Raw genomic sequence first — 13,201 nt, forward strand, 5'->3', positions numbered from 1 at the left:
TCAGCCAAACATTATATCAGATCAGTGCTTCAATAGCTAAAAAACGCTTGCTCCATTATAAAATTTATCAACTCATTTTACGTGCCAACGAATATGATAAAGCGTTTCAAACTGGCTTTTTTTATGCATCATCTGTTCTAAGTTTTCAATTAATGTATCGCGCCTTTCCTCAATCTCATCAGTCACATCAAAGATATTTTGACGAAGTTTACGCTGTTCACGTTCTGCCTTTTTGAGCTGCTCTTGCTTTTGCTTTTGCTCATCGATAGTACTGGCTTGGCGAGCTTCTCGCTTTAGGCTACGTATTTTGAGCTTAATGTCATCAAGCGCTGACTCAGCTGATGCCATATGGTCATCTGCCCAACTTTCAATCTTTTCTTGCTCACGCTTAAAAAACACCTGATTACTATCAAGCGCCTCACTCAATTTGTTTTTATGCTGAAATTCGATTGTATCGGTGAATAGTTTCGGAATAGCTGTCGTTATTTTAGCTTCAATCACTACGCCCTCTAAACGTAAAATACGCTCACAGATATCAGCATCCAATAATACGTTGTCATCTGTCATACCCGTAAGTATTAAATGCTCTTCTTTAGCAAAAGAGTCTAATGACAGTAAGCTAAGCGACAACCATCCTGACTGCCCTACTAATGGCTCAAGACTGGATACTTTTTTATCATAATTGCTGTAATCAAAGTTTATCTGCGCAGTCTCAGTGGGTAGGTGCTTTGCCGTATTTAGTACATACTCACCAAGTGGATGCGTGAGACGATATATGTAGGTATTATCAGGTACAGATTCGCCCTTTCTGATCAGCTGATAGCTACCAACCTTTATATCTACTGTAGGCGACTTATGCAGCGTAAAATTTAACTGATTAGGATGAAAGTCAGCATAGGGCGCTAGTAGTGCCCGGCTAATCGTCCAAAAGAAATTACTGATACGATCAAGCTGCTCTTCAGCACGCTGCTTATGAATCTTCAGTAATTCGTGAATATCTGCATCAAAATGCTTTAATAACAAATCACGAGTTTGTAGCATTTTTTGATTGATTTGAGCCTCAAGCTCGGACTGTAGCTTATTAAAGCTTGCTTCAATCTCTTGGTTGGTACGGCACTTATCGTAAATCTCAAGAATACGTTTCTCAAAGTTAATACCGCTCTCTATCGATCCTAGTATTTCGTTCGATGCGCCAAATACTCCTTCAAATAGATCAAACTTTTCGCTAAGTAGCTCCATCACTCTTTGGTCAGCAGCATTGCGCTCATTGATAAAGTTGACCACAACCACATCAAAAGCTTGACCATAACGATGACAGCGTCCAATACGCTGTTCGACTCTTTGTGGATTCCAAGGTAAATCATAGTTAACCACTAAAGAGCAGAACTGTAAGTTAACACCCTCAGCAGCAGCTTCGGTAGCAATCATTATTTCAGCGTCATCTCTGAAATAATCAATAAGCGCTGTACGTCTATCTATTGACGATGAGCCAGTAACTCTGTCGCTACCTACGTGCTTAGCTAACCATCTGTGATAGATACCTGTATTGACTGGGCTATTATTACTACCATTAAAAGCGACTACCTTGCCATTAAAACCATGAGACTGTAAAAACTCTATAAGATAGGTTTGCGTACGGCGTGACTCAGTGAATATGACTGCTTTCTTTGGTGCGCCCATTTCAAACATACGGGCAAACCCACGCTCCAACGCCGTCAACAGCGCGTAGGACTTGCGGTCTTCATCAATTTCATGAGCTAAAGCAAGATACTGATCGACCTCTTTAATTTCAGATTTAAGTAAATCTGCATCAACGCCGCGAGTTTCATATTCGCTATACTCGTCCTCGTCCTCTTCGATAAGCTCTTCGTCTATATCCTCATCAGCAATAAAGTGCTCTATCCATTCTGCATCAATGGTTTGGTTGTCTAAAAGAGCTTGGAGACGATTACGAATTGATTCTAATGTTGCTATAACAGCAGAAGTGGAAGACGCCAATAGCTTACGTAAAACAATGGTGATTAGGTGGCGCTGCTGTACAGGAAAGGCATAGCTAAACTCTCTTTGTAAGTAGCTATTGATTTGATCATACAAACGTTGTTCTACATCGCTAGGTGTAAATGGTACCGTCAAAGCATGGCGTCTTGTATATGGAATATACTCTAGAACATCCTTACGTAACGTACGATGGATAAACTGATCCAATCGGCGCTTAAGGGCTGGCAAGTTATCTTCGTTAACATATTGACGGCGGAACGCTTTATCATCACCAAATAAATGCTCATCGATAATGGTGCTGAGCCCGTATAGCTCCATTAATGAATTTTGTAGTGGAGTGGCCGTCAGTAGCAGTTTATTGCGAGCAACTAAAGACTTTTTAAAGCTATTGCCTGTTTTGTTGCTAGGACGATGGGCATTACGCAGCCGATGTGCCTCATCAATAACAACCATATCCCAAGGTATTTTAGCCAGTTCATGCTCCATTCTGGTTGCAAATGGATAGGATATAACGGTGATCTTTTTATTTTCAAAAGGATTGTAGACACCTTCTTGACGTAATTTCTTCCAAGTAAACGAATCTAGTACTTGTACAGGTAAGTTAAATTTATCCTGCAGCTCTAATGCCCACTGTTTGCGTAGTGACGCTGGGCAGATTACTAGCAAGTTTCTTCTATACTCCGCCCAGTATTGGCAAAGTACTAAAGCCGCTTCGATAGTTTTACCTAAACCTACTTCGTCGGCTAAGACAACACCTCGACTTAAAGGATTACTCAACGCAAATAATGCCGCTTCAATCTGGTGTGGGTTTACGTCAACCTGAGCATCGAATAGCGACTGCGCAATACGTGCGTCGTCGGAGCTACTACGCTGCTTAGTAATTTCCCAAGCAAAATACTTTAATTGGTGGTTGGTTACCTTATTCATAATTCAAATCTTATTATTAGTCGCAACATAGAATTTTTATGCGTCGATCTTCAATCGCCAGTTATCAGCTAGAATGTCCATAAGCTCCATTTGACGTTTAGGCAAATCCTCTGGCTTCCACTGAGCATAGCCAATGACTTGTGTAGTCAGTGCATACGAAGAAACTCCTTTTCGACCTAAAAAGTAAGCATTTTTCTTTTTATCAAAATCGAAGTTTCTAGCACTTGAATTGCGTCTCTTATTTAATGGTACTAAATTAGCTAATCTATGTACCCATATTTTTCTTTCTTCTGCTACAGGCCACCATTGGGCCCATTCACTTTCCTTGTCTACTGTCTGGGGTAAAACGTGCTCAATAGTTAAGATAGTAGGATCATAAGTTGCTCCCCCATCTGATATAAATGCATCTAATCGCAATATTAAGTAGTTTCTTCTTCTTGATGTTAGATCGTAAATATCACTATCAAGCACCTTAATCATTTTATGCTTTTCATCATCTGTTAATTCTACCTCGTTTATAGGATTAGTAAGAGAATGATTGTTTTCAAGTGCGCTAAGCACCTTGTTATAACGTTCGATGCGTTGGTTTATGTTATAGGCACAAATATGCATAAATGCTGCCAGTCGCTCTAATCTTTCAAAAAACCAAGCCATGTACTCAGGCTTAGCTTTATTATTCTTTATAAATTCGATTGCTGTTGGCACCCAATCAGAGTTATCAATTCTATTTAACCATTTTAAATACCTGTTAACTTCTTCGGCATAGGCTACCGCTACATAATCACTATTTTTTGCAATCAACAATGCTTCTGCATAAGGCTCTAATACTGCTGAAATTAGATCTTCAGGACTAATACCTTTACTTAATACGTGTTCTCTAAACTCTTCTAGCAACGAACGTTTTGCCTTTTCTTTAGCATGAATCATACGAATATAAGAAAACAAATCATTGAAACGACTCCGTCCAAGCTCGACCTCCATCTCTTCCCAACGTTCATTATATTTTTCTCTTTGGGCCTCTAATTCAACCATGCCAATCGTATCGGCCTTAATGATATCAGTTGGCTGCAAGTCTAACCCTCGGCTATTCATTACTGAAAATATTCTAAAGGCTGATTTTTGATTAGGGGTTGATACCGCTACTAAATAACACTTTCGAAGTAGGAAAGCTGTAAAACTCTCAATTTGCTCTACATCATCACCAAGCTTTTCTGAAACGTACTTATCTAGAAGCTGACTATTGCGTTTGATATTTAGACGTGATTCATTCTCAAGCGCTTTTTCATCCATTGCGAAAAGTTCATCAAACTTTAGGCCTTGAACGTAAGATGCAAAAAAATCTCGATCTCGACTGCGAACAGTCAATCGTGGCTTACTCTCTAATCCTTCAAATTTATTCCCTGGCTCTAGTATGTATTGCAGTAGTGCCTTCCTATCATCACCCTGTAGTTTATTTGATAGCACAGCTAGTAGGATTGTTAAAGTGGTCAATCTTTGCTGACCATCAATTACTTCAGAATGAGGCTTATTTTCCTCCTTAATCAGAACAATACTACCAAGAAAATATTCCTCATCAGGTTCATATTGATAGAAACTATGTAAATCTTCAAATAACTCGGATGCCTGATCTATCGTCCATGCATATGGTCTTTGATAAGGTGGAATAACGTATTCAAAATCTGAGCTAAATATTTTTGATAAAGGGTAGTCCGCACCGCTAAGGTTTTTGCTCATTCGTAAACTCTCTATTAAAGATTAACTTATACATGATGATTATTGTTTTGTGATTATATTATTCGAAGTAGTCTACCATACGAGCTTGAAATATCCTTCTAATGATATACTTCTGTCTGACATATTTAACAGCTCACGATCCTTGATATTGCCCTACTTTCAAACGTTTAAGCTGTAACCTGGCAGATAGCCTGCTACGCTTAGATATAGCCATTCATCGTCATCCTATTAAATCTATATGCATGAGAATGAGACGACCCCTTACAGCGCCCTACTAGCGGCTGCTTTTGATCAAGATAGTGATAGATGATTATTAACAAGATAAATATTTTTATCATTTCTCTATAGAGACCCTTAAACCCTTGTTTTATATATGTTTAATAGTGAAAAATAGCCTTTAAAGAATCTTTAAATAGTCTTTTAGCCTGTTTAAATAGTCTTTTATTCGAAAGACTATTTGCCTATTTCTATGAACGCCAAGTACCACCCTACACAATTTTTTCCTAACAAGATTTTGCGCATGAAATAGCCTTTTAATTGCGATAAAACTTTGATTGTAAACACAAAGTGGCTGAGGCCTTTTCTTCTGCCTAAAGTATATTACTTAGTGTATTAGATTAAGAAACCTCTCATAATACAAAAAAAATAAACCGCCCTACTTTTAAAGTTAGGACGGTCAGATAAATCTATACTGAACGTTCTGCAATCTTCGTATTAATCCATTCTGCAATCTCGCTTGCTACCCACACCACCCTTACCTGTGTCAGTTGTACCTTCTTAGGGAATGTTGGATCATAACGATCAGAATTTTCATTAACCATCTCATAAATCGTAGAACGACTAAGACCAGTATAGCTACCAACATCTTTAATACTCAATAGCTGTGGTATGTGATTACATTGCTCAATTACTGGCTGTGCTGCGTTTGAATTTTCCATGATTATCTCCGAATTATTGTATGGGAACATCTGTTCTCATACAGTCAGGGAGTCCTGTATTTTTTTATGAGACTTATATCGTCCGATAGACCTTATGCATAGAGTAATAAAAAGGAGCTGAATCATCAGCTCCTTTTTCTGTGTTAAAAATACTTTTAATAATAAGTTACATACACGACTATCTTAACTATTTAGAGCTTTCCTAAGCCTTTTGTTTGTGTAGCCTTTAGCCCGTTTATAAATATACTCTTCAATGAGATATAAAATAACTCGATCTTTGAAAAAACGCATGCTGATAAGACTGTGTTCATCTATATCTGATGGCGTACTCTTAGCTGAATCAGCTAGGATCGTACGCAGGCTTTCAATTTGAAGGTAGAGGGCATTAAATTCATAGTCTTCTAAAGCATCGACCAGTGAACCAACATATTCTACAACCATGGACTCGTAAACCTTGCCGCAAAATTCTTCTGTTTGGAACTTATAGCAAATATCATCCCATACATTTTTAAGAGGTTTTGTGGTTACCGTATCTTCACCAAAGCTCTGTAAATAACGTTCAGTCTGATTGGCAATTCTTTTAGATATTTTCTTAGACAGTTGTACTGAATTACTTAATGCCATTGTCTTTTCTAAATCCATTTTAGCTATCCTTACGTTAAACAGTAATAATCTGTTTTTAATATGCCGTTATGAAGAACTAGCACATTGTAAGACTTAACCTAGGTATTAAGCCACTAAAAATAAACCGATAAGAAATAAAACAAGCGACCTAAAATCGCTTGTTTCAACCTAACTAATTTACGCCGCATATCTTCCTCAATTACTTTAGCTCACCGCCGTCACGCTTTGCCGTAGCCCTTGCTCTATGCTAGTCACGTTATGAGTGGCTAACCCGTTCTGATAACTCCCCTGTTGGCTATTGCTTACGTCATCTGTCTCCATGGGATAAAATTCTTCAGCCACATCAAGTAAGCCATCGTTATCAACTTCAAAGGATGAATTGACGTAACCCTGTTTTGCAGCCTGTTCTAGCGCTGCTTGATCAAATCCGTGTTCGCTAAGCTCCGCATCAATTGTCTGCGCATCTTGCACTGCTTGCTTTAGTGTCACCCCATCACGTAGCGTTAAATCAACAAAGTAAATCGGCGTTCGGTAGCTTTGCGTCGTGCTTTTACCTCTTAGCGTTAATTGCAGGGGCAAACACGACAGCTTATTCCCTGACACCGCAGCAAAGTAGCTCAGCCGTGCGGCAAGCGTGCGAATACTGTTAAAGCCTGTGGTGCGAAAGATAAACGTGCCTAACTCGTCGTCTTCACTCAGATTTGCGTAAAGTCTGCCATACGGCTTACAGGCTCCACCTTGCGCCAATGGACAGCGATCAGGTGATGGACATGGCAGTTGCTCAACGCCATTACTGGTTCGACGCTGACATTGCTCACCGTCACCCACGCATAGCGGGCGTCCAGTTTGACGATCAAATAAGGTATATTCGGCTCGCAAATTAAGCTCAGGGTCGTTAAATAGCATACGCACGGGTATTTGTCTCAGCTTGCCGTCATTATTTGCGCGTAGCTTTTCATCTAGTGGATGATTGATCCAGCCATCCTTATTTTGAACTTGGCTGGTAATGGTAAATTGATCGTCTTTAGCAGGTAGACGTTTGCCGTCCTTTTGAACGACACGTCCAATGCTGATACGACCTAATACTGGTGGGGTTATGGTTAGACCTTTAATCATGGTGATAGTCCTTATGTATTTAATAAAATGTGTTTAGCCATAAAAAAGCCCACCGATTAGGGTGGGCATTTATGCGCTTGTTTTGGTTTGTCTATGTGTTGATTGAATAAATAGCGGCTTAGTCGTTTAAGATGACGAAGCGGCGACTACCTTGCTTGGTTTTACTAAATTTAGCCAACAGCTCAGGATGCGCTTTGATAACGGCCTTACTGTCCAAACTGATACTATCTTTGGAGCGTTTCCAAGAAATAGCGCCTTTTTCAAACACAGCGACCTCATTATCTGCAATCAGTGTTTGCAGCTGGTGCTTTACCTGATCATGACGCTGCTCTAGCTCTTGCATGTAATCACGATAACTCAGCAGTTGCTCAAATAACTTATTGGCACCATCATCATCTCGCAAATCAACCTTGCTTGAGGGCTTAGGCGTTGGATAAAGCAGCTTTAAGGCTTTGGCAGCTGACTCGCTATGATCAGGGGTTGGTGGGGTGTCCGTTTCTACGTAGTGCCAGAACAGACGCTCATGCTTCATGATGGACTCAATCAAGCGCTCATCACGCTCAACCTTATAAATCTTAGCCTCATGTCCACAAAGTAGCACACAGATGTGCGCAGCAGTTTTACCAGTGACCGCCAGCTGATGCTGAACTTGGCACGTCACATACAAGGGCACACCATGCTTCCAGAGCTTGGCACCATGTTCACCAGCGGTTTTGCACTCTAAAATCTGTACCTCACCACTACCAGTAATGGCATAGTCTAAATTAGCCAGCATAAAGTAATTGTCAGGATCAGGATGCTGCAAGATGGCATTGACGCGGCGTACCTTATTGCCGGTATGTTCTTGGTAATATTTAGCGACCATCGCCTCAAGCGTATTGCCCCAGTATAAAGGTGAATAGCCCTCTACGCTTTCATCAATGCTTGATTCCATGCGTCCGGTCTTAATCATCCATAGCTCAAGCATGGATAGATACGGATGGATACCACAAGCAGCCGCAGCATCACTACTGCCAATACCTTGTCTGCGAAATTGTAGCCAGTCCTCACGGCTTAAGTCTTTAGTATTAACCAAACGCCTAGCAGTCGTTGAAGTATTAGATTGGGCAGGTTTATCAGCAGTATCATTTTGCTTGGTTTTCACTAACGCTGGTTTAAGCCTAATGGTTGCACGTTTGGCTGGTCTTGGCTGAGTCGTGCTGTTTAGTGCGATCATGTTCATAACGAACTCCTTCGATAAATTGATTATTGGTATTAAATGAAATAAGCGGCATAAAAAACCACGCTCGAAGGCGTGGTTGATTATATTGTTAGATTTTAAATGTGGCGGGTTAAGCCAGCATCAGTAGCGATTCCTCTAAACCCTTTTGTTTAAGCTTAGCGCCAGAGCCAAACCAAGCACCGTCTAATCGATGGTCTCTCGACATTGCTCTGCGTTCGTGATCGACGTATTCAGTAATACTACATAGCAGACCGTAAGCAGTGTCCTTGGCAGCATCAAGATCGGCTCCGCGACCTTGACCGTTGAACATGTTCATGACCTGATTCATCGCCTTGGCATTGGGCACGGCGTCTTTCTCTTTCTTAGCACTGTTAAACAGAATGATGTCATTGTCCTGATCGTTAAATACACGGCTTAAATAATTGGCGGCTTCTGCCTGAGTCACACGGCGCTCTGATAATTGCTTCATCTCATAGCTGTGCTCATCCCATTGTTTGACTGACACGCCTAATTGCTGCTTGACCTTGTCCGCATCAAACGAGGTGCTATGTGGTACTTTTACTACGCCACCACTTCCGTTAGCTAAGCTAATAGCAAGCGTGTTATTACACACCACACGGATCGATGTGAACTGGGCTGTGGTCGCTAGCGTGCCATCACAAGCGGTTGCAAGAAGCAAGTAGCCATTACTGACATCTTTGCCGCGAAGGGTGGCTGACTGGCCTGTACGAGCCAATGCCCATAGCTTACGCCCGCCCTTTAAGACGCCTGCGGTCTCTAATTCAAAATCAGATTGCTCAGTGAGATCACGATAGAACTCTAGAATCTCACGCGGCTGTACTTCCTGATATCGTTGACTGACCACTGATAGCGGCTCGAAGTTATCGCTACGGTATAATACCTTCTGCTCTGCAAAGGGCAGAATCAGGTTATGCCCTTTGTCATTGTTTGCCATGTAGCTGACGTCTGAGGATTCAATACGCCAATCCATACCCGCTTGCTTTGCCCAGACCTCTAACGGCTGCTTGGGAGCCAGCTCATTACCTAAGCCATGCCAAGGGGTTTCGCCAACGTATGCCATTGATTCGATTAAATGTGCCATTATGATTTTTCCTTTTAGATTTGATTAGAATTATGGGTTATATAGATAGGTTAAATGCTGAAAGTTCTTGAGCAGGTATTGCAGGTGTAACTAGGCTTTGCTGCCAAAACGATTAAAGGGGGCTGTTGTAGCTTGTCTTTAGCCAAGCTAATCGCAGAAGCCAGTGCAGTACCTACCACCACACCGATTGCTGAATTGATTTTGTAATACCTACAGATGCTTACACCAAGACCTGATAGAGCAGATTGTGAGCACAGTTGCTCGAAGATATTAAAGGGACTGTCAGTATCCGTAGTGCTTCTGACGTTCGCTGAATGACAGTGTGGGCAAATGGGTCTCATAAATAGCTCCTTTTTAGATTGCGCATAAAAAAAGGCCTGCGATTAAGCAGACCTTTAATTAGGATGGATTGGGGTTAAACAGTCAGGAGAGCGATGCTTCCTGACTGATCTCATAGGAATACTATATATCTAAGATTACTTTGATATAGCTAATCTATTTAAAATTAGTTTTATTAAACTAAATTTAAGAAAAACCTATAACAACATTACTTTTCTCAATAAATATTTTTCTGGCGAACACAATATTTATTTTTTAAAATGATGGGTTATATCACTTGATGTATCACTAAAATCAAGAGTAAGCTAGAACTGTAAAAACTATGTAGTTTGTTTTTTTATGCTTTTGCCAAAGGTACGCATACCAGGTAGCTTTACTTTAAGACGTTGGTAACTATCATCTGATTTAAATGGTCTGGTTAAATATAATGCTGCGTTGACGGCATTCTCAACTTCCTGAATATTACTCCGATGAATCATGCCTATACCAAGCGTATTCTTATATTCAAACCGCTTTTTATAATTAGGAGTGTGTAAATTAAAGAAATACCCTAACCCTTCTGTAATATCTTGCCATTTCTCCCCCACTTTCATAGCCAAATACGTATCGCTATAACGCTCTGAGCCATCATAAACGAGTAATAGATGACAGTGAAAACTACCGTTTTCCTCTCCTTGTTCTAAGGACCAAGCATTTAAAAGCAAGTCTCCAAAACAAGTTCTTTTATTACCTATGAAATCCCGCAGTTTCTGCATGTGAGCATCGAAATCGTAAATAGTAATATGGTCACTAACTTCCTGAAAATACTTTAAGTCAACACGTACAAAAAGCAGTCTAGATCTTTTAATAAATAGTTTTCTTATACTATTTTCAAGCTTATTGGAATTACTTATTCCTTGTGAGTACCACTTATTATAGTCATAATTAATATGGCTTTTATAAGATAACAGCAACCGAATAAAACTCTCAGTCAAACTATTATTCCATGAAACGTTGAATGGGTAGGAATCACCAACAATAGCATTGGTAGTACTTATAAATGCATTGATTGGTTGTGAGTACGCTAATTCATCATCTAAAATTGTCATAAATGGATAATACAGCCTATTCAATTCACTTTTAACATTCTTAAGCGAAATGCATTGATATATTATCTTTCTAACGAGAATATCAACATCTGATATTATTTTGGAGTTATTGACCGAGTTATACATCGTGATTATCATCCTTATGAATTTGTATTCATAAGTTAATAAGACTTAGTAATTTTATAATTATAATTACTGAGAGCTACTCTCTCAGTTTAGAAAAACATATCTAGTGTGTGTGTTAATAATATATATACCCGATCTGTAACATGGTATTAAAGTAGACTATATCCTAAGCAGAGCTGAGTATTTAGCTAAATCCAATCCTAAGCTACCCTTTAGTATAAGGAAGTGGTTCGAATGGAGTTAGAGTCATAATGAAGGTAATTTGGCATAGAAATCCCCGTACAGTATCCATAACCTCAAGGTATAGCGATCATATCCTCTGACAATATTCTGACCAAAAATACAGTATATGATGACCATTTTTTGCGATATAATAGAGCTTGTTTATTGATTTTGACTACGCAGAACTAGGTAGATTTCGATCCTTATATACTCTAATCATGGATGTAATTTTTATTATGGAAGAACCTAAATTAAATAAAATTATCTCTAATAAAGAATACATAACAAGCAAAGTAAATCAACTAACGGCTCATGAATCATACTGGTGTTTATATTACTTAAATCAAATAAATCCGGTAGAAAAAGTTTTTCTAGTAAAGGATGATAGGAATTGCAAGAAAAAACTAATTACTGTTTTAGAGATAAGAAATTTCTCACCTACTAGAGTCGATAATTTGCTAGCTGAGATGTCTGCTATTATAATTCCACAGAGTCATATTAGCTGGCTTCATGGAAAAGATAGAGCAACATTATGGTTTATAATGGCATTAAGATCGTCTGATTATAGAATAAAATATATAACTACTCGTGAAGAGATAATGACAGCCAATCACGATATCATCTATTCAAAAAATATTTACTATCTCTCTAGAAAAATAATAAACCCTAAAGATTACCAATTAGAGTATACAGTTCATAAAAAAATAGCTGTGCTGAATACACTTAGAGATATGTTTATTCTAAGTAAGATTAGAGATAATGAACTTGAATGGTTAGATAGAAAAGATAGGAAACAAATTGATTGGGCGTATGAATATATGCTGAATAAGAGAAGTAAAGACAACACTTTAAATACTTATCTTGGTGCAAGTGATTATATTTATTTTGATATTGATGAAACCGCTAGTCGATACAATCATATCTTAGCTTCGTTTGATTACATGGCTTTTATTTTCCTTAACTCTACTACTATCTCTAGCCCCGTACCCTTAAATCACTATACCTTTGAAACAAGAACTAAATTTATAAGAACCATGAAAAATACATGGCAAAAACAAAAATCAAGATTAAAGACTCTAAAGGATATCGATTCTAATACTAAGCTCAATAAACCCACTACAAAAACTTCAAAAATAGCATATATCAATAAACATACATTAAAAGAACAATCATTTAAAGCTATCTCTACAGTTTATAATAAAAAAAATAACAATTGGCTTAGATACTATAAGAAACCTCATCTTAGTCTTTTTGAAACTGAGCAAACTTTACAAGTAAAAAATAATACTCCTGAGCATCTACTAGTCGATTGTGAGGGCAATGATATAATAAATGTAAACGTTCAGGTTAAGGCGTTAGACTTACCACCAGATATTGAAGACTCTGTTTGCACTGACAATGCCGAGCCAATCGTAAATGCTCAACAGAACCAATCTGATGATAAAACTGTGAGTTTGGATAACGTTGACGATACTGCTACTGAAAACTCAATTGGTGAGGAAATTAATCGTCATGAAATTATGATTGCAACTACAAATATCTCCACAATGAAAGGTAATGATCCACTAACGAAACTACAGGCTACTGAAAGTAATCTAGCTACAGATGAGAATCTTCACAACATTGATGATAAAATAGTTGATGACGATCCTTTTTCGATAAATGCCAAGCTGATAAAGCAAAAGGTTGGAAGAGCATAAAAAACCAACTGGTAGCTCAGTACTGATTGAAGCTATCAGTTCTCTGTTACCAAATTACCATAAAA

At 38.7% G+C, this 13,201-nt stretch carries 10 protein-coding genes; 1 reads left to right on the forward strand and 9 read right to left on the reverse strand.

The window, feature by feature from the left end; translation table 11 throughout:
* Positions 1-72 precede the first annotated feature (72 nt).
* From ACSUPM_RS09075 to ACSUPM_RS09115, 9 genes are all read right to left on the reverse strand, one after another.
* A complete protein-coding gene (locus ACSUPM_RS09075; RefSeq protein ID WP_436879867.1) occupies positions 73-2,925 on the reverse strand; it encodes an SNF2-related protein in 2,853 nt (950 codons plus the stop codon).
* A gap of 36 nt (positions 2,926-2,961) precedes the next feature.
* Entirely contained in the window at positions 2,962-4,659 is a 1,698-nt protein-coding gene (locus ACSUPM_RS09080; protein WP_068326704.1) for a DUF262 domain-containing protein, read from the reverse strand.
* Between the two features lie 686 nt (positions 4,660-5,345).
* On the reverse strand, positions 5,346-5,597 hold the full coding sequence (locus ACSUPM_RS09085; protein ID WP_068326701.1) for a helix-turn-helix transcriptional regulator: 252 nt from the start codon (positions 5,595-5,597) through the stop codon (positions 5,346-5,348).
* Positions 5,598-5,780: 183 nt separating this feature from the next.
* Positions 5,781-6,239, reverse strand: a complete 459-nt coding sequence (locus tag ACSUPM_RS09090) for a hypothetical protein (RefSeq protein WP_068326698.1) — start codon at positions 6,237-6,239, stop codon at positions 5,781-5,783.
* A 186-nt stretch (positions 6,240-6,425) separates the two neighbouring features.
* Complete coding sequence (locus tag ACSUPM_RS09095) at positions 6,426-7,337, reverse strand: recombination directionality factor (protein WP_436879869.1); 912 nt, start codon at positions 7,335-7,337, stop codon at positions 6,426-6,428.
* A 118-nt stretch (positions 7,338-7,455) separates the two neighbouring features.
* The gene (locus ACSUPM_RS09100) at positions 7,456-8,559 is read right to left on the reverse strand and encodes a YqaJ viral recombinase family protein (RefSeq protein WP_201603646.1); all 1,104 of its coding nucleotides are present in this window, start codon (positions 8,557-8,559) and stop codon (positions 7,456-7,458) included.
* Between the two features lie 109 nt (positions 8,560-8,668).
* Positions 8,669-9,661, reverse strand: a complete 993-nt coding sequence (locus ACSUPM_RS09105; protein ID WP_075107034.1) for a DUF932 domain-containing protein — start codon at positions 9,659-9,661, stop codon at positions 8,669-8,671.
* Between the two features lie 50 nt (positions 9,662-9,711).
* Entirely contained in the window at positions 9,712-10,002 is a 291-nt protein-coding gene (locus tag ACSUPM_RS09110) for a hypothetical protein (protein WP_436879870.1), read from the reverse strand.
* Between the two features lie 318 nt (positions 10,003-10,320).
* Positions 10,321-11,088 carry a YagK/YfjJ domain-containing protein gene (locus ACSUPM_RS09115; RefSeq protein ID WP_436879871.1) on the reverse strand — a complete coding sequence of 256 codons (768 nt, stop codon included), beginning with the start codon at positions 11,086-11,088 and terminating at the stop codon, positions 10,321-10,323.
* Positions 11,089-11,672: 584 nt separating this feature from the next.
* Between ACSUPM_RS09115 and ACSUPM_RS09120 the strand changes: the two genes are divergently transcribed.
* Complete coding sequence (locus ACSUPM_RS09120) at positions 11,673-13,136, forward strand: hypothetical protein (RefSeq protein WP_436879872.1); 1,464 nt, start codon at positions 11,673-11,675, stop codon at positions 13,134-13,136.
* Positions 13,137-13,201 lie beyond the last annotated feature (65 nt).

Source organism: Psychrobacter okhotskensis (genome assembly GCF_965638355.1).
In the GTDB taxonomy this organism is placed as follows: Bacteria; Pseudomonadota; Gammaproteobacteria; order Pseudomonadales; family Moraxellaceae; genus Psychrobacter; species Psychrobacter okhotskensis.

Coding starts and splice junctions, on each gene's coding strand:
- ACSUPM_RS09110 (WP_436879870.1), bottom strand. CDS start 10,002: ATGAGACCCATTTGCCCACACTGTCATTCAGCGAACGTCAGAAGCACT.
- ACSUPM_RS09090 (WP_068326698.1), bottom strand. CDS start 6,239: ATGGATTTAGAAAAGACAATGGCATTAAGTAATTCAGTACAACTGTCT.
- ACSUPM_RS09100 (WP_201603646.1), bottom strand. CDS start 8,559: ATGAACATGATCGCACTAAACAGCACGACTCAGCCAAGACCAGCCAAA.
- ACSUPM_RS09105 (WP_075107034.1), bottom strand. CDS start 9,661: ATGGCACATTTAATCGAATCAATGGCATACGTTGGCGAAACCCCTTGG.
- ACSUPM_RS09120 (WP_436879872.1), top strand. CDS start 11,673: ATGGAAGAACCTAAATTAAATAAAATTATCTCTAATAAAGAATACATA.
- ACSUPM_RS09095 (WP_436879869.1), bottom strand. CDS start 7,337: ATGATTAAAGGTCTAACCATAACCCCACCAGTATTAGGTCGTATCAGC.
- ACSUPM_RS09075 (WP_436879867.1), bottom strand. CDS start 2,925: ATGAATAAGGTAACCAACCACCAATTAAAGTATTTTGCTTGGGAAATT.
- ACSUPM_RS09085 (WP_068326701.1), bottom strand. CDS start 5,597: ATGGAAAATTCAAACGCAGCACAGCCAGTAATTGAGCAATGTAATCAC.
- ACSUPM_RS09115 (WP_436879871.1), bottom strand. CDS start 11,088: ATGACAATTTTAGATGATGAATTAGCGTACTCACAACCAATCAATGCA.
- ACSUPM_RS09080 (WP_068326704.1), bottom strand. CDS start 4,659: ATGAGCAAAAACCTTAGCGGTGCGGACTACCCTTTATCAAAAATATTT.